This window comes from Grimontia indica, assembly GCF_000333895.2.
GTDB lineage: Bacteria > Pseudomonadota > Gammaproteobacteria > Enterobacterales > Vibrionaceae > Enterovibrio > Enterovibrio indicus.
The window spans coordinates 113,905-131,122 of sequence record NZ_ANFM02000022.1; the positions used below are offsets into that span (position 1 = coordinate 113,905).

12 protein-coding genes and 5 tRNA genes are annotated in these 17,218 nt (G+C 49.2%); 13 read left to right on the forward strand and 4 right to left on the reverse strand.

All coding sequences use genetic code 11. From position 1 onward, the window contains the following. Window positions 1-4 precede the first annotated feature (4 nt). A complete protein-coding gene (tyrR, locus tag D515_RS13550) occupies window positions 5-1,543 on the forward strand; it encodes a transcriptional regulator TyrR (RefSeq protein ID WP_002539268.1) in 1,539 nt (512 codons plus the stop codon). A 17-nt stretch (window positions 1,544-1,560) separates the two neighbouring features. Here tyrR and D515_RS25330 read toward each other — a convergent pair whose 3' ends face one another. After that, complete coding sequence (locus D515_RS25330) at window positions 1,561-2,031, reverse strand: methylated-DNA--[protein]-cysteine S-methyltransferase (protein WP_002539269.1); 471 nt, start codon at window positions 2,029-2,031, stop codon at window positions 1,561-1,563. A gap of 29 nt (window positions 2,032-2,060) precedes the next feature. On the opposite strand from D515_RS25330, the gene rimJ reads away from it, so the two are divergent. Both rimJ and D515_RS13565 read left to right on the forward strand, forming a co-directional pair. Then, a complete protein-coding gene (rimJ, locus tag D515_RS13560) occupies window positions 2,061-2,648 on the forward strand; it encodes a ribosomal protein S5-alanine N-acetyltransferase (protein WP_002539270.1) in 588 nt (195 codons plus the stop codon). Continuing rightward, on the forward strand, window positions 2,641-3,246 hold the full coding sequence (locus D515_RS13565) for an HD domain-containing protein (protein WP_002539271.1): 606 nt from the start codon (window positions 2,641-2,643) through the stop codon (window positions 3,244-3,246). The genes rimJ and D515_RS13565 overlap by 8 nt, the downstream gene beginning before the upstream one ends. A 48-nt stretch (window positions 3,247-3,294) precedes the next feature. Here the strand turns inward: D515_RS13565 and pyk are convergent, their stop codons facing one another. Beyond that, window positions 3,295-4,740, reverse strand: a complete 1,446-nt coding sequence (pyk, locus tag D515_RS13570) for a pyruvate kinase (RefSeq protein ID WP_039850101.1) — start codon at window positions 4,738-4,740, stop codon at window positions 3,295-3,297. Between the two features lie 132 nt (window positions 4,741-4,872). Then, window positions 4,873-5,727, reverse strand: a complete 855-nt coding sequence (locus D515_RS13575; RefSeq protein ID WP_002539273.1) for a MurR/RpiR family transcriptional regulator — start codon at window positions 5,725-5,727, stop codon at window positions 4,873-4,875. A gap of 316 nt (window positions 5,728-6,043) precedes the next feature. On the opposite strand from D515_RS13575, the gene D515_RS13580 reads away from it, so the two are divergent. The 9 genes from D515_RS13580 (at window position 6,044) to D515_RS13625 (ending at window position 12,637) form a co-directional block, all read left to right on the forward strand. After that, a complete protein-coding gene (locus D515_RS13580; protein ID WP_002539275.1) occupies window positions 6,044-6,880 on the forward strand; it encodes an NAD-dependent epimerase/dehydratase family protein in 837 nt (278 codons plus the stop codon). Window positions 6,881-7,419: 539 nt separating this feature from the next. Then, window positions 7,420-8,097, forward strand: a complete 678-nt coding sequence (psrA, locus tag D515_RS13585) for a TetR family transcriptional repressor PsrA (protein WP_002539277.1) — start codon at window positions 7,420-7,422, stop codon at window positions 8,095-8,097. Window positions 8,098-8,148: 51 nt separating this feature from the next. Further along, a complete protein-coding gene (locus D515_RS13590) occupies window positions 8,149-10,443 on the forward strand; it encodes an acyl-CoA dehydrogenase (protein ID WP_002539279.1) in 2,295 nt (764 codons plus the stop codon). Between the two features lie 153 nt (window positions 10,444-10,596). Next, window positions 10,597-11,799 carry an enoyl-ACP reductase FabV gene (gene fabV / locus D515_RS13595; protein WP_002539280.1) on the forward strand — a complete coding sequence of 401 codons (1,203 nt, stop codon included), beginning with the start codon at window positions 10,597-10,599 and terminating at the stop codon, window positions 11,797-11,799. A gap of 274 nt (window positions 11,800-12,073) precedes the next feature. Next, window positions 12,074-12,147: transfer RNA gene (locus tag D515_RS13605), tRNA-Cys, on the forward strand. Window positions 12,148-12,151: 4 nt separating this feature from the next. Next, window positions 12,152-12,227 (forward strand) — tRNA-Gly (locus D515_RS13610). Between the two features lie 63 nt (window positions 12,228-12,290). Then, window positions 12,291-12,367 (forward strand) — tRNA-Met (locus D515_RS13615). A gap of 3 nt (window positions 12,368-12,370) precedes the next feature. Next, window positions 12,371-12,446 (forward strand) — tRNA-Gly (locus D515_RS13620). Between the two features lie 104 nt (window positions 12,447-12,550). Next, a tRNA-Leu gene (locus D515_RS13625) sits at window positions 12,551-12,637 on the forward strand. 116 nt (window positions 12,638-12,753) lie between these two features. Here D515_RS13625 and D515_RS13630 read toward each other — a convergent pair. Then, complete coding sequence (locus D515_RS13630) at window positions 12,754-13,383, reverse strand: DUF2238 domain-containing protein (RefSeq protein ID WP_002539283.1); 630 nt, start codon at window positions 13,381-13,383, stop codon at window positions 12,754-12,756. A 913-nt stretch (window positions 13,384-14,296) separates the two neighbouring features. Here D515_RS13630 and D515_RS13635 point away from each other — a divergent pair. Beyond that, on the forward strand, window positions 14,297-17,197 hold the full coding sequence (locus D515_RS13635) for a pyridoxal phosphate-dependent class III aminotransferase (protein WP_002539286.1): 2,901 nt from the start codon (window positions 14,297-14,299) through the stop codon (window positions 17,195-17,197). The last annotated feature ends 21 nt before the right edge of the window (window positions 17,198-17,218 follow it).

Sequence of the window (17,218 nt, forward strand, 5' to 3'; positions counted from 1 at the left end):
TACCGTGAGATTACAGGTCTTTTGCGAAGATCGACTTGGATTAACCCGCGAACTCCTCGACATTCTGGCGCGTCGCAACATTGACTTGCGTGGTATCGAAATCGACCAAGTTGGCATTATCTATCTCAACTGCCCCGAAATAGAATTCGAAGAGTTCAGGCAACTGATGTCCGAAATCCGTCTTATCAGCGGCGTGACTGATGTACGGAAAATTCAGTTCCTACCCGCTGAGCGTGAACATCGCGAGCTGCGAGCACTGCTCGAAACACTGAGCGATCCGGTTTTCTCCGTCAATCTTAGCGGCAAAGTTGACATGGCGAACAAGGCCGCATTGCGTCTGATGGGCAGTGAAGAATCTGACTTGATTGGCGAAACGGCCAACAGCGTGTTTCCTGATTTCAACTTCACCCATTGGCTAGAGCGCGATAACGCCGGTCAAATTCACCGTCAGGTTGTGCTTTCAGGCATGGATTACCTGATGGAAGTGATGCCGGTTTATGTCACTGACAGTGAAGATAAAGATGTGCTGGCCAGTGCAGTAATTCAGCTTAAACAAGTTTCCATGAACCATCTGCCAACCACCTTATACCGCACGCCGGGTGAGCATGGTTTTGAGCACTTGGTCGGTCAATCCAGCAAGTTCCGCACTTTGGTGAATCAGGCGAAGAAGTTCGCGACGTTGGATGCACCGCTTCTGATTCAAGGGGAAACCGGGACAGGCAAAGAAATGCTGGCGAAAGCCTGCCACCAACGCTCTCACCGAGCTGAGCATCCGTTCCTGCTGGTGAATTGTGTATCCATGCCGGACGATGCGGCTGAAACTGAGCTTTTTGGCTGTGCGCCAATGGAAGGACGAGAAGGCAAGAAAGGCCAGCTCGAGCAGGCTGATGGCGGAACTGTGTTCCTCTATGAAGTGGGTGAAATGAGTCAGCACCTGCAGATTAAACTGCTTCGATTTATGCAAGATGGCACCTTCCGCAGGGTGGGCGAAGAGAAAGAGATTAAGGTTGATGTGCGTGTGATTTGTTCGACGCAGAAGAATCTGTCTGAACGCGTCGCCGCAGGGCAATTCCGCGAAGATCTATATTATCGACTGAATGTTCTTTCTCTGACAGTGCCACCACTTCGTGAGCGTCCCTCTGATGTTCAACCGCTGGCAGAGCTGTTCCTGAATCAGTTTGCTGCTGAGTTGGGGCAAGAAAGACCCATGCTACAACAAGGCGTTTTGGAACTGCTGAACCAATACTCATGGCCGGGTAACGTCAGACAGCTTCGGAATGTGTTGTTCCGTGCGATGACGCAAATCGAAGAAGGTTGCCTGACCAAAGATGACATCCAGTTGCCAGAGACAGAACAAAGCGCGTTCCTAACGGAAGAAACGCTGGAAGGATCGCTGGACGACATCATGAAACGCTATGAGTCGGGGATACTGTCGAACCTTTATCGCAGTTATCCTTCGACCCGCAAACTGGCGAAGCGTCTCAGCGTTTCCCATACCGCCGTAGCGAATAAACTCCGCGAGTACGGCATTGGCAAGAAATAGAAAAAATGGCGACTGTATCAGTCGCCATTTTTTTCCATAGTCAGGAGCTTTTGCTTTATCTCCAGACCATAGCGATATCCAGTGAGTTCACCATCGCTGCCGATCACGCGGTGGCAGGGGATAACAAGGGGAATAGGATTCACATTGTTGGCCATCCCAACCGCTCGACAAGCTTTTGGATTGCCAATTTCCCTTGCAATGTCAGCGTAAGACCTCGTTTCCCCATAAGGAATGCCACGAAGAATTTGCCAGACTTTGTGCTGGAATTCCGTGCCGTCGGGGGCGAGAGGGATGTCGAATTGAGCCCGTTCCCCGTTGAGGAATTCGAGAATTTGCTTCTTAAAAGGGGCGAGGTGCTTAGGGGAGTGCTTCCACTGTTTGCAGGATTCAACAGGATGATGAAGGCATAAAGTCAATTGTCTCAACCCTGACCCATCAGCCAGTAAGTGAATTTTCCCCAGCGGTGATTCAAAGCTATCGTAATACATAACAACGACACAGTTGGATAGGAGGCGAATTGTCAGTCGAAATTATAAACCCATTCCCGCAATTACGTATTGATAATCTTATCATTCGTGCGATTCAGAAGCCTGATATCCCACTTATCGTGAATTATTTTCAGGTTAATCGCCAATACTTGACACCTTGGGAGCCGTTGAGACCAGACAGCTTTTTCACTTATGAAGGTTGGGAACGGCGCATCATTCAACTAACCGAATTGCAACGTCATGGGCTGGCGTATTACTTCATGATTTTCGAAGAAGGAAGCGATGAAGTTTGCGGGGTGATCACATACAACAACATCATGCAGTTCCCTTTTCACGCCTGTAATGTTGGCTATTCGCTGGCTGAGTCAGCGCAAGGGCGGGGTATTATGCGTCGGGCGCTTAAAGCAACCAACCAATGGTTGTTTGACAACCTCAACATGCACCGTGTGATGGCTTCTTACATGCCAAGAAACAAACGCAGTGAAGCCGTGCTTCTGGCAGCAGGATTCAAGAAAGAAGGTGAAGCCAAAGACTACCTCCTGATTAACGGGAATTGGGAAGATCATATCCTTACCTCTGTCATCAACACCAACTGGGTAGCGTCCACCAATGAATGAAACATCGGCATTTGAAAGGCTGGAAAAGCAACTGGCATTGATTGTCGAGATGGATCAACTCAAAGCCGTACTAAGACGAACTCGAATTAAAAGTGACAACGACCGTTTGGAGAATTCTGCTGAGCACAGTTGGCAGGTGGCTTTGATGGCACTTTTGTTAGAAGAACACGCCAATGAGCCGGTGGATGTCGCGAAAGTGGTGAAAATGCTGCTGCTCCACGATGTGGTGGAAATCGATGCGGGAGATACCTTCGTTTACGATTTGGAAGCCGCTAAGCTTCAGCCTGAGAAAGAGCTGAAAGCGGCGAAGCGTATTTTCGGCATGCTGCCGGAAGATCAGCGAGATGCGCTCATGGCCCTATGGTTAGAGTTTGAAGCAGGTGAAACGCCCGAAGCGCGGTATGGTAAGGCGCTGGACCGCATGTTGCCCATGCTGCTCAACTATCACAGTGACGGGCAAAGCTGGAAGGAGCATGGTGTGCGCTACGATCAGGCACTAAGCATTAACAGCAAGATTGAAAAAGGCTCTGCACTGCTGTGGGAAAAAGTACAAATGATGCTGAGTGAAGCTGTCGACAAAGGGTGGTTGAAAAAATAATCCCGGCAATCGCCGGGATTTCTCTGTTTGCAATGAACCAATTGCCCGTTAGGTCACCGTAATCATTCGCATGGTGTTGGTTGCGCCTACATAGCCCATCACATCACCTTGAGTGAAAATCACGACGTCCCAAGGCTTGAGATAGCCTTTCTCTTTCAGCAAAGCAATGGCTTTATGCGCCACTTCTGCGCCAGCGCCAGTGTCACTTTCGAAATAGACTGGTGTCACGCCACGATAAAGCGCTGCACGCGACAGCGTGGACTCATGTTGGGAAAGAGCAAAAATGGGTTTACCCGAACTGATACGAGACATCATGAGAGCTGTTTTGCCAGATTCTGTCAGTGAGACCATGGCTTTCACTTTCGGCATGTGGTTTGCCGCGTACATGGTTGCCATAGAAACCGTTTCTTCAATCAGTTCGAACTCTTTGTTTAAACGGTGGTTGGAGACGTTAATTGATGGCATCTTCTCTGCGCCAATACAGACTTCCGCCATGGATTTCACGGTTTCCAGTGGGTAATCGCCTGCTGCGGTTTCAGCAGAAAGCATGACAGCATCGGTCCCGTCCAGCACGGCATTTGCCACGTCCATGACTTCCGCCCGCGTTGGCATCGGGGCTTTGATCATCGATTCCATCATTTGAGTTGCGGTAATCACACAGCGGTTCATTGAGCGGGCGCGGCGGATAAGTTTCTTCTGTACGCCGACAAGTTCTGGATCACCGATCTCCACACCCAGATCACCACGAGCCACCATCACAGCATCAGAAGCTTCAATGATGTCATCAATGTTCTCATCTGTAGCGACGGTCTCCGCCCGCTCTACCTTGGCAACCAAACGGGTATCAAGGCCTGCATCACGTGCTAACGAACGGGCCAGACGCATGTCATCGCCGTTACGCGGGAAAGATATCGCCAGATAGTCCACATTGATTTTTGCAGCAGTGAGGATGTCCTGTTTGTCTTTATCGGTCAGAGCGGGTGCTGATAAACCGCCACCTTTCTTGTTGATGCCTTTGTTGTTGGAAAGGGGGCCACCTACAGTGACTTCCGTGTGGATACAAGTACCGTCTACCGAAATGACTTTCAGCTGAACGCGTCCGTCATCCAGCAGCAAGATGTCATCTGGAACGACATCATTCGGTAGGTTCTTGTAATCGATACCGACGCTTTCTTTGTCACCTTTTCCCGGCTCGAGCGCAGCATCCAACACAAAGCGATCACCGACCGCCAGCTGAATTTTGCCATCCGCGAAGGTGGATACACGAATTTTAGGCCCTTGTAGATCACCGAGAATACCGACATGACGCCCGAGCTTCGCAGCGATAGCCCGAACCTTATTGGCACGGTCGATGTGGTCTTCAGCGGTACCGTGAGAGAAGTTCATTCTCACCACGTTCGCGCCGGCAGCGATGATTTGTTCCAGCATACCTTCCTTATCGGTAGCCGGGCCCAATGTAGTCACGATCTTTGTTCGACGTAATATCTCAGACATGAAAGTCTCCTGAGTAAAAATGCATACGAAAGAGCAATAAGGAATTATTGATATTTGTATTTATATAAAGAGTGTAGATGAGTGGGCGTAAGAGAAAGAAAAAGGGCAGACTTTGCGTCTGCCCTTTAAAGTTTATGTCAGTGATTCTTTGTTGAATCGAGAGTCCTTAATGGCCTCTTTCACACGTTTGAGGTTTTCGCGGAACCCTGGACCACGGCGCAGTGTGAAGCCTGTTGCCAGAACGTCAATAACGGTCATCTGAACCACACGGCTTGCCATTGGCATGTAGATGTCAGTGTCTTCCGGTACATCCAGCGTAATGGTCAGCGAACAGACTTTGTCCAGCGGAGAGCCTTTCTCGGTAATACCGATAACGGTCGCGCCGTTTTCTTTGGCTAAAGTCGCAACGTCTACCAGCGATTTGGTTCGGCCAGTGTGTGAAATGACGACCACAACATCACCGTCTGTACAGTTAATGCAGCTCATGCGTTGCATGACAATGTCGTTGAAACAGACGATGGGAATGTTAAAGCGGAAGAATTTATTCTGCGCATCGTGGGCAACGGATGCTGAAGCGCCCAAGCCGAAGAAAGAAATTTTCTTAGCTTGAGTTAGCAAATCTACTGCCCGATTGATTTGGTGGGCGTCGATGCTGTTTTTCGCTACATCCAGGCATGCCATCGTCGATTCAAAGATCTTCGAGGTGTAAGCGTCTGCGCTGTCATGTTCTTCAACATTACGGTTCACGTAAGGTGTACCGTTTGCCAGGCTTTGCGCCAGATGAAGTTTAAAATCAGGGAAGCCTTTCGTGTCTAGCCTGCGGCAGAAACGGTTTACTGTAGGCTCGCTGACATCAGCCATTTTGGCGAGTGTCGCGATGCTGGAATGAATAGCAGTCTGAGGAGAAGCGATGATCACTTCAGCGACTTTCCTTTCCGACTTACTAAAGTTTTCAATATTTTTTTGTATTTTTTCTAGGGTGTTCATTCAGATTACCGCGTTGCTTCCGCTGTCTGTTTTGTCAGTCTTTCCTGCCTAAAATCACTGGCGGTAAGGTCTGACGCTATTGGGTGAAATATTTCGACGTCCAACGATGTTATAGTCGAGTCTAACGGTTGGAGTCGTTTAATAACATTTTAACCAAAAAATACCTTCAAAAAATTTGTATTCATTCACGCTTTTAGTTGCTTAATTACACAATGCCGAAGCTTTTTTTCACCAAATGCGAAACGGGTTCGGTTTCTTGTGGCACGTCTCGAATGAATCAAGCGTAGAAATGAAAATGGCTTACAAGGAACTTTCGATGTCGAAACCATATAAAACAGTTTCAATAAGCGGATGTGGTTGGCTTGGTCTTCCTCTCGCGGAACATTTGCATCAAGTTGGATATTCGGTCACTGGTAGCAAACGTAGCGTTGCGTCTCTCAACGAATTGGAATTGAAGCACATCAATGGTGTGGTGTTCGATATATTTAGCGAGAAACACGACCCGTCATCACAACCTCTTTTTGAAAGCGATGTTTTTGTGGCCAACATTCCGCCCGGCAGACGAACAATCGATGGAAGTGTGTTCGTTAATGCCATGAAGAGAATGGTGGATGCCGCAAAGTCTGGCGGCGTGAAACAATTCATCTTTATCAGTACCTCTTCGGTCTACGGCAGTGTCACAGGGTTAGTCACAGAAAAAACAGTCTGTGAGCCCAACACAGAATCTGGGAAAGCCCATCGTGAGATTGAAGATTATGTATTCGCTGAGTTTGGTGATCGTGGCGTTGTGCTGAGACTGTCGGGCTTGATTGGTGATGAGCGTCATCCTGGAAAACATCTCGCGGGCAGAGAAAATGTCAGTGGAGGGTTGGATCCAGTAAACCTTGTTCATCGTGACGATTGTATTCAGGCGGTCAGTGCCATTATTGCTCTGCAAATCGGTGGCGAAACTTTCCATCTCAGCGCCACCGATCATCCTACTCGTTCAGCATTTTACCGTTGGGCGGCTGCAGGACTGGGTTTGCAGGAACCGCAATTTATTGAAGACGGGGGTGAAGGGAAGGTGATAGTTGCTGATCACACGCTGCAAACGTTGGGTATGACGCTGAAGTATCCGTCGCCATTTGACATGCCATTGCCGACGTTGGGGTAAATGGCAGCATAAAAAAAGCCCGCTTCATCTGAAGCGGGCAACATAAATGTTTTTTAAGCAGGAGTAAGAAAAAGCAGCAGCATCTAGCGATAAGTTGGAAGTCATGTGTGGCGGCCAGCTATACATTAAAAAGGCACTTATCCGCTATCTACATACATTCAGACTGGGCCATTTTCATTTAGTTCAAAAAATTCGAAAAAAATTTTCTCTCTCCAAAATCCCCAATCTCTGACGCCAGACGAAAAAAAGCCCGTACTCAAAATCAGTGTACGGGCTCCAGAAGAATAAAAACTTCTAAGAAAAAGCAGTGGCATTATATGTGACCTGATGAAGTCCAGATTGTTCCCCAAAGAATCGATTTTTTTCTCACATTTGAGTGTGACTGAGTGCCGTTTCAGCGAATGGTATTAATTTACAGACGCTTACATCCAACAGATTTTTTTCGTGGCAAGGACAACTTTTTTGATGATTGTTTAGGGGTTGTTATTAATGCTAACGGGATGTAAAGTTAAACAAGTGTTTAATACGGGTGAATAAAAATGGCTGGGAAAGGCGAAACCAAAGGAAAAATTCTCGATGCTGCGGAGCAGTTATTTGCTGAGCATGGTTTCAAAGAGACCTCTCTTCGCACCATCACGAGCAAGGCTGGGGTAAACCTGGCGTCGGTCAATTATCACTTTGGTGATAAGAAGTCGCTTGTGCGTGCCGTCCTCGCCCGTTATCTCGAACAGTTTATGCCACAACTGGAGCAAGAGTTGAGGCTGCTTTTAGTGAAAGATGACATTTCAATGGAAGAAGTGTTCGCGTGTACCAAGCGTCCACTATTAGGGTTAGACACTTTCCGCCGCCATGGTGCTTCCACGTTTATGCAGCTTATCGGCCGCGGTTATACCGATGTTCAGGGCCACCTTCGTTGGTTTATCACCACCCGCTACGATGCTGTTTTGAAGCTTTTTACAGAAGCGGTGATAAAAGCCAACCCATCACTGAAACCTGAACATGTGTTTTGGCGACTTCACTTTACGCTGGGCGCGGTGATTTTCACCATGGCGTCTAACGTTGCACTCAGTGAAATCGCTGAGAATGACTTTGGTTCCAATGTGACGACTGAAGACATTCTCGACCGATTGATCCCTTATCTGGCAGCAGGTGTGGACGCACCGACCAGTCAGGAATTGTCTCTTGTGCCAAGCGGCGTGCCGCAAAGTGCAGGATAAAGCTTAAAAATAATAAAAAATTAACGTGTTACAAATACAAGGATCTGAATCATGAGCTCTCAACCATCACTTAGAAGACGTTATTTAAGCGACCCTGCATTTAAGTTTTTCAAGAAGGTTCTTCCGCCGCTGTCTGAGACAGAACGTGAGGCGATGGAAGCTGGCAGTGTATGGTGGGATGGCGAACTGTTCGCCGGTAATCCCGACTGGCGTAAGTTGCTGCAGTATCCAAAACCACGTTTAACTGACGAAGAAAAAGCGTTCATGGAAAACCAGCTAGAAGAACTGCTGGGGATGCTGGATGACTTTGAAATCGTTCAGGAGCGCAAAGACTTACCGCCTGAAGTGTGGGAGTTCCTGAAGAAGGAAAAATTCTTCTCGCTGATCATTCCAAAAGAGTACGGCGGTCTCGAATTCTCTGCCTATGCGAACTCGACCATTGTTTCACGCATCGCCACGCGAAGCTTGAGTGCAGCGGTGACTGTGATGGTACCAAACTCTCTGGGCCCAGGTGAGCTATTGACTCACTATGGCACTGAGGAACAAAAGAACTACTGGTTGCCGCGTTTGGCAAACGGTCAGGATGTCCCATGTTTTGCGTTGACTGGCCCTGAAGCGGGCTCAGACGCGGGCTCTATCCCGGATAAAGGCATCGTATGTATGGGCGAGCACGAAGGTAAAGAAGTGCTGGGTATCCGCCTGACGTGGAACAAACGCTACATCACGCTAGCGCCAGTCGCCTCTGTGCTTGGTCTTGCCTTTAAATTGCATGACCCAGAAGGTCTGTTAGGCGACAAGGAACAACTCGGTATCACTTGTGCGTTGATCCCAGCGGATCACGAAGGTGTTGAGATTGGTGAGCGTCACAACCCGCTGGGTTTGTCGTTCATGAATGGCCCAACGCGTGGTCAGGATGTGTTCATTCCAATGGAGTGGGTCATCGGCGGTCAGGACTACGTGGGTCGAGGCTGGCGTATGCTGGTGGAATGTCTCTCAGCAGGTCGTGGTATTTCACTGCCTGCACTGGGCACCGCAGTTGGTCACCTGACGGCACGCACGACAGGTGCTTATGCTTATGTTCGTAAGCAGTTTGGTATGCACATCGGTAAATTCGAAGGTGTGGGCGAGGCGATGGGGCGCATTGGTGGTTACACCTATATGCTCGAGGCAGCGCGCACACTGACCACGACTTCTCTGGATATGCATGAGAAGCCGGGTATTGTGACCGCCATTGCCAAATACCACATGACTGAACTGGCGCGCACCATCCTGAATGATTCGATGGATATTCATGCCGGCCGTGCAATCCAGTTGGGGCCTTTGAATTATGTTGGTCACCACTACTTTGGTATGCCTGTGGCAATCACAGTAGAAGGGGCAAACATTCTGACCCGTAACCTGATGATCTTCGGACAGGGTGCGACACGTTGTCACCCATACGTGTTGAAAGAAATGGAAGCGGCGGCAGAGAAAGATGAAGCTAAAGGTGCAGAAGCGTTTGATTCACTGCTGATCAAACACATTGGCTTTGCCACTAAGAACGTGCTGATGTCTTTCACCAATGCATTTACTCGCTCAAGCTTTAACAAATCACCGGTATCGGGCGAAACGGCGGCTTACTATCGTCAACTGTCCCGTATGAGCCGTGCGTTGGCAGTTACAGCCGACGTTGCCATGTTGACGCTGGGTGGTGAACTGAAACGCCGTGAAATGCTGTCAGCCCGCTTGGGTGATGTACTGAGTCACCTATATTTGGCGTCTGCAGTATTGAAGCGCTACGAAGATGAAGGTCGTCAGCAAGCTGACCTGCCATTCGTTCACTACTCACTGCAACACTGCTTGAACAAGTGTGCGGAAGCGTTTGGCGGCGCGTTCAACAACTTCCCGCAGAAAGGTGTTGGCTTCTCACTGCGTGCGATTTTGTTCCCACTGGGAATGCACTACAAAGCACCATCAGACAAACTGGCAACGCAAATTGCTGATTTGCTGATGACTCCAGGTGCACACCGCGAGCGCCTGACGCACCTTTGTTATGTCGGCGACAAAGCAACTGACCCGGTAGGTATCATGGAGCGCGCTTTCGAAGCCATGGTGGCGGTTAAGCCGCTTGAGAAGAAAATGGCAGTTGCGGCAAAAGAGAAGAAAATCCCTGCGAAAGGTTTATTGTCCGAGCGTTTGGATGCTGCCCTTGAGCAGAATGTTCTGACCCAAGAAGAAGTCGACCAAATCAAGCACGCTGATGGGCTGCGCTACGAAGCGATCCAGGTGGATAACTTTGACCCTTCATGGTTCAAGTCAGAATCTGAGTCTGTACCGGCTAGCTCGAAGAAAGGCAAAGCTGCATAACAGCAGATTTGTTCTCAAAAACGCCGCAACTGCGGCGTTTTTTCTTGCTAACACCTCCAACCACTACCCGAAATCGGGGTTTTGCGACAAAAACAAGTGCCAAAACAAGATGAAGTATTTATCCTAAGCCCAACTTTGAAAGGAAGGTTGAATATGATCATCAAACCGAAAATTCGCGGATTTATCTGTACGACTACCCATCCAAAAGGATGTGAAGCTAACGTAAAAGAGCAAATCGAATACACCAAAGCCCAAGGCCCAATTGCTAACGCACCAAAACGTGTACTGGTAGTAGGTTCATCTAGCGGCTATGGCCTGTCATCGCGCATTGCTGCTGCGTTTGGCGGCGGTGCAGCGACCATCGGTGTGTTCTTCGAAAAGCCAGGCACGGAGAAAAAGCCGGGCACAGCGGGTTGGTACAACTCTGCGGCATTCGACAAATTCGCCAAGGAAGAAGGTCTCTACTCAAAGAGCCTGAACGGCGATGCATTCTCTGATGAAGCGAAAAAGAAAGCGATCGAGCTGATTAAAGAAGATCTTGGTCAGGTTGATATGGTGGTTTACTCATTGGCTTCTCCAGTTCGTAAACTGCCAAAAACAGGTGAAGTGGTTCGTTCATCACTGAAGCCAATTGGTGATGTTTACACTTCTACAGCGGTAGACACCAACAAAGACCAAATCATCGAAGCCAGTGTTGAGCCTGCAACTGAGCAGGAAATCAAAGACACGGTTACCGTAATGGGTGGCGAAGACTGGGAACTGTGGATTCAAGCTCTGTCTGACGCAGGCGTGCTGGCTGACGGTTGTAAGACCGTAGCTTACAGTTACATCGGTACTGAGCTGACTTGGCCAATCTACTGGGACGGCGCATTGGGTCGTGCGAAGATGGACTTGGATCGCGCAGCAGCGGCACTGAACGACAAGCTTTCCGCGACTGGCGGTACTGCAAACGTAGCGGTACTGAAATCGGTTGTGACTCAAGCGAGCTCAGCGATTCCAGTGATGCCTTTGTACATTGCTATGGTGTTCAAGAAAATGCGCGCTGAAGGCGTTCACGAAGGCTGTATGGAGCAAATCTACCGCATGTTCAGCCAGCGCCTATACAAAGCTGATGGTTCAGCAGCAGAAGTAGACGATAAAAACCGTCTGCGTCTGGATGACTGGGAGCTGCGTGACGACATCCAGCAACACTGCCGTGACCTGTGGCCACAAATCACTTCAGAGAACCTGAAAGAGCTTACAGACTACGTGGAATACAAAGAAGAATTCCTGAAACTGTTCGGCTTCGGTGTTGAAGGTGTGGATTACGACGCTGACGTTAACCCAGAAGTGGATTTTGACGTTCAGGCTATCTAATCAGTCATCTGAATTTGAACAAAATGAAGCCAGCGATCATTCGCTGGCTTTTTGTTTTGAGCGTTTGCAAGCCGCGCACATAAGGGCTGCGATGAAAAATGCCAGAAATTTTTGCTAAAAGTTTGATCAATGTGGCTGATATTTATCAGATTTGCTCGATAAAGAAGCAAACAAACCAAAACGCCGAAATTAGTGCGTGACAGCCCAAAAAACTTATGTAGAATGCCAACCCGTACCGCAGAGGAAGGCAACTTACTGAAGCGGGAGAAACGAAGGCGCGTTGGCAGAGTGGCTATGCAGCGGATTGCAAATCCGTGGACCTCGGTTCGACTCCGGGACGCGCCTCCATGATGCGACACTAGCTCAGCTGGTAGAGCGCAACCTTGCCAAGGTTGAGGTCACGAGTTCGAACCTCGTGTGTCGCTCCAATCTCTTTTAAGGGATTGAGAAATGGGAATCGCTGTCATCGTACTTGAACGGTGAAATACGGACGCGGGATGGAGCAGCCTGGTAGCTCGTCGGGCTCATAACCCGAAGGTCGTCGGTTCAAATCCGGCTCCCGCAACCAATTGCGACACTAGCTCAGCTGGTAGAGCGCAACCTTGCCAAGGTTGAGGTCACGAGTTCGAACCTCGTGTGTCGCTCCAAATTTTTACTTTCGATTCATCGGAAGTGTGATATGCAAGGAACCTTGCATGTCGCCACAAATTATTTGCAGATGGTGCCTATCATCGCAATCACAGAATTGCGTGCCCTGGTGGTGGAATTGGTAGACACAAGGGATTTAAAATCCCTCGACGTTCGCGTTGTGCCGGTTCAAGTCCGGCCCGGGGCACCATTTAAATTAAGGCCTACAAGCACAAGCTTGTAGGCCTTTTTCTTTTGGTTATTTCTCGGCAGTAAAGTGAAGGGGGCTGCTCCGATTTTCTGTCGCAGTTGCCACCTACTTCCCGGTCACTGACCGCTGATGGGCTCACGCGTGTTAAGCTTCGCGAGTTGTTTGTCGTGTATCTTGCCTAATAGAACCAGCGATGTGATCGCACCAATCATCGCCAGGAACATATCTGATTGCGTGTCCCAAACGTAGCCTTGAGTGCCAAGGAAAGCTTCAGCAGACTCTCCAGACATAACGGCAACCCACCACTCGATAAGCTCATAGAACGCACTGAAAGCCAAACAGAACGATACGATAAAGAAATTGCGCCAGCGTGGTGAAGGTATCACTGAGTTTCGAATCAATATTTCACGAGCCACTAAGGCAGGAATGAAGCCCTGCGCAAAGTGACCCACTTTGTCGTAGTTATTGCGTGCGGTATTGGTTATCTCTTTGATGTAATCAAACAGCGGGACTTCTGCATATGTGTAATGCCCACCAACCATCAAAATCACGCAATGAACCAGAATAAAGAAGTAAGTGACTTGGGTGAGCGGAAAAGACTTTCGGGTCATCGCTAGAGCGACAAGTGCAATAAGCGCTGGCGCCACTTCAAGGAACCAGGTGAACTGATCTTTTGGGTTGATTGCCGACCAAATAAAAACAGCAAAGAAGATAGCAAGCCAGATTGTTGAGTTTGCTTTGTTCATTTAGATACCTAATGTTTTGATAACAGTCACTTACCTACACGTGTCAGCTAGCTTAGGCTATTCGCGTAGTGGGCGCAAAGTATTGGTAAGTCTGATGACTTTGACCTGAGATTGATGTAACCACCTGATATGTCACAAGAGGACTCTTGGCGTTGGGCAGAATGACACAAAAGCCGATATCTGGTTTACCTCTCCCCCAAAAATTGAGTCCCTAAAAAGCTGCCAATTAGCATCATTATCGAGAGTGCTATTCCCCCTATTTTTCAAGTAGCCAGCACAACTAACTTGAATAGATTTCTGGACTCGTTCGGTAAGGCTGAATAGCCACAATTGGTAACAGATGTAACCGAAATAATCGAAATTTAACTGAATGGAAAAAAACGCTTGAGTTCAAAAAAGCGACTATGTTACCTTGCGCGACAATCTCGAACGTAGAGCTTTTCGAGACATACGCGGCGCAATGTTGAAGAAGTTGTCGTCGCACCGTAGGTACTAGGAAATGGTTTTCTAGTAGAAGGGCATTAATAGAGCTGTCTGGCTTCAACGAAGTCGGGGCATATTGAGGAACCCAACAGTGATTATGTATTACCTCCACTTCAGCTTCGTTTTACCAAACTGCAGTATTATTACTGAGCCTTGATCAATCCGATCATCAGAGACGCTTTTCAAACGTTTTAAAGCTGTTCCCCCACGACTTGATCGTGATGCTTTGCCGTACTTGTTTTAGCGCGCTCAAACACACTTAGGTTTCCGCTGATATCACACGAAGTGATTCGACGGGTATTTCCCGATGACTCGGGGGTGTGCTCCACGACTTACCTGCTGATTTCCCGATAACGCCCGCTTTGGTGTTAAGGGTTGCTACACGCAAATTCGGCAGTGACGTAGTGGTGAACATGGAAGATCAAGAATAATGATTAACTTTCCTACTGAAACTCAGGACAAATTGGCAGTTAGCCCGGTTCCTGTTTTACAAGGCCTTCACGACCTGACACCAGATGAGTTGCTACTGAGTCAGGAACACTACGAATCTGAGGTTCGTTCTTATCCTCGCCGTCTACCGGTCGCTATTGCTAAGGCAAATGGTGTGTTGGTGGAAGACAGCCGTGGTCAGGTTTACCTGGATTGTCTGGCGGGTGCTGGCACCTTGGTGCTTGGCTACAACCATCCTGAAATCAATCAAGCTTTGATTGAACAGCTTCACGCGGGTATTCCCTACCAAACGCTGGACATTACAACACCAGCGAAAGATGCATTCATTCGTGAACTGATGGCTTTCCTTCCACAGGACTTTGCAGAAAACGCCAAAGTTCAGTTCTGTGGCCCTTCTGGCGCTGATGCCGTAGAAGCAGCAATTAAACTCGCCAAACAAACCACTGGCCGTAACACGATTGCCGCGTTCCATGGTGCTTACCATGGCATGACTAACGGTACCATGGCGCTGATGGGCAACCTCGGCACCAAAGCGCGTCGCCAAGGCTTGATGGCTGATGTTCACTTCCTGCCATTCCCATACGACCTGCGCTGTCCTTATGGCTTGCATGGTGAGCAAGGCGCGCGTCAGGGCTTGCGTTACATTGAACGTATGCTGGCTGATGACGAAAGTGGTGTGCAGAAACCTGCTGCCATTATCGTTGAGCCGGTACAAGGTGAGGGCGGGGTGATCCCAGCGCCAGCATTCTGGTTGAAAGAACTGCGCCGTATTACCCAAGAGCATGGCATTCTGCTGATTTTCGATGAAATCCAATGTGGTATCGGTAAAACTGGCTCTCACTTCGCGTTTGAAGATTCAGGCATCACACCAGACATTCTTTGTCTTTCAAAAGCTGTCGGTGGCGGTTTGCCTATGTCGCTGCTGGTGTTCGATAAAGAAATCGACACCTGGCGTCCAGGTGAACACACAGGTACTTTCCGCGGCAACCAGCTGGCCATGGTCTCTGGTGCGAAAGCGATGGAAATCATCCGTCGTGACAACCTCGCAAACCAAGCGGCAGTGACGGGTGAATATCTGCGCCGTGGTCTGGAAAAGATTGCTGAGAAAACGACTTGCATCGCGGAAGTTCGTGGCAAAGGCTTGATGCTGGGTGTTGAGATTTGCGACCCAGAAGGCACCAAGAACAAATTTGGTGAACCTGAATCAGCCCCGGAACTGACTGTTGCGATTCAGCGTGCGGCGCTTGAGCGCGGATTAATCATTGAAAAAGGTGGACGCGACGGTTCAGTACTCCGCTTCCTGCCGCCAATCATCATCACTTTCGAGCAAATCGACTTCGCGCTGAAAGCGCTGGAAGAGGCGATTGACTCACTGGTTGAACCAAAACCTGTTTCGCAGCCAATGGACAGCATTCAACAAAGCTGGCGCGAGCACTTCATTCATGTCGGCAAAAACGGCGCTGACGGCTTTGAGTCGGCCATGAATCAAAGCACCTTGGCACTGAAGAAACTGTTTGAAACCACAGACTCGCCATACAGTGGCCTCGACCCTATGGTGCTGCAATCTCAAATCCGCCGCGCGCAATTGGGCGAAAACCCTCAGCCGCTGACGGATGTGATTGATGAGACGACGGACTTGATCGGTAAGAATTCCATCATCGTCCAGCATCCTCATTGCATCGCGCACCTGCATACCCCGCCAATGCTGCCTGCTGTGGCTGCAGAAGCCTTTATCACTGCGCTGAATCAGTCAATGGATTCCTGGGATCAGGCAAGTGCGGCGACCTTTGTAGAGCAAGAAGTCACAGACTGGCTGTGCAAGCGTTTTGGCTTTAATGAGCAATCAGACGGTGTGTTCACCAGCGGTGGTACCCAAAGCAACCTGATGGGTCTGCTGATGGCGCGCGACCACATCATCAAGCAAACCAGCGGTCATGATGTGCAGAAAGATGGCTTGCCGGAATATGCTGACAAACTTCGTGTGATCTGCTCAAAGAACTCCCACTTCACCATGCAGAAGTCAGCGTCATTGTTGGGTCTGGGTGAAAATGCTGTGGTCTGCGTCGACACCTATACCGATGGTACCATCAGTATCGAATCTGCTGAAGAAGCCGTGGAATCACTGAAAGCTGAAGGCCTGATCCCGTTTGTGATCACTGGCACTGCCGGCACCACGGATAACGGCTCTATTGATGATCTGGACGATGTGGCTGATCTGGCTGAAAAACACGGTCTGTGGATGCACGTAGATGCGGCATACGGCGGTGCGTTGATCCTGAGTCGCCACCACGCACGCCTCGAAGGTATTGAGCGTGCTGATTCCGTGACGGTCGACTTCCACAAAATGTTCTTCCAACCAATCAGCTGTGGCGCTGTGCTGCTTAAAGACAAAGCGCACTTTGGCTATATCCGTCACCACGCAGATTACCTGAACCGCGAAGAAGACGTGCTGCCGAATCTGGTGGACAAGTCTATCGCGACAACCCGCCGTTTTGATGCGCTGAAAGTATGGATGACGCTGCAAAACGTTGGCCCACAGGCGCTGGGTTCCATGGTCGATCACCTGCTCAACCAGACGCAACAGGTTGCCGATTTGGTGAATCAGCGCCCAGACTTTGAACTCTTGGCTGTGCCTTGTCTGTCTACCGTTCTGTTCCGCTACACCGGATCGAACAAAGGGATGGATTTGGACTCGCTCAACAAGCAAATCCGTTTGGATGCCTTGGTACAAGGACGCGCTGTTGTGGGTGAAACCGTGGTGGATGGCAACGTTGCCCTGAAATTCACGCTGCTCAACCCTTGTCTGACTTTGAACGACTTTGAGCAACTACTCAACGAACTTGAAACGCTGGGCGGCGAAATCGCCAAGCAATCTCTCTAATTTTTTTGCTGGGGGATTTGC

Excerpts from the sequence above, each read along its gene's own strand:
- D515_RS25330 (WP_002539269.1), bottom strand. The coding sequence starts at position 2,031 with ATGTATTACGATAGCTTTGAATCACCGCTGGGGAAAATTCACTTACTG.
- D515_RS13565 (WP_002539271.1), top strand. The coding sequence starts at position 2,641 with ATGAATGAAACATCGGCATTTGAAAGGCTGGAAAAGCAACTGGCATTG.
- pyk (WP_039850101.1), bottom strand. The coding sequence starts at position 4,740 with ATGTCTGAGATATTACGTCGAACAAAGATCGTGACTACATTGGGCCCG.
- D515_RS13575 (WP_002539273.1), bottom strand. The coding sequence starts at position 5,727 with ATGAACACCCTAGAAAAAATACAAAAAAATATTGAAAACTTTAGTAAG.
- D515_RS13580 (WP_002539275.1), top strand. The coding sequence starts at position 6,044 with ATGTCGAAACCATATAAAACAGTTTCAATAAGCGGATGTGGTTGGCTT.
- psrA (WP_002539277.1), top strand. The coding sequence starts at position 7,420 with ATGGCTGGGAAAGGCGAAACCAAAGGAAAAATTCTCGATGCTGCGGAG.
- D515_RS13590 (WP_002539279.1), top strand. The coding sequence starts at position 8,149 with ATGAGCTCTCAACCATCACTTAGAAGACGTTATTTAAGCGACCCTGCA.
- fabV (WP_002539280.1), top strand. The coding sequence starts at position 10,597 with ATGATCATCAAACCGAAAATTCGCGGATTTATCTGTACGACTACCCAT.
- D515_RS13630 (WP_002539283.1), bottom strand. The coding sequence starts at position 13,383 with ATGAACAAAGCAAACTCAACAATCTGGCTTGCTATCTTCTTTGCTGTT.
- D515_RS13635 (WP_002539286.1), top strand. The coding sequence starts at position 14,297 with ATGATTAACTTTCCTACTGAAACTCAGGACAAATTGGCAGTTAGCCCG.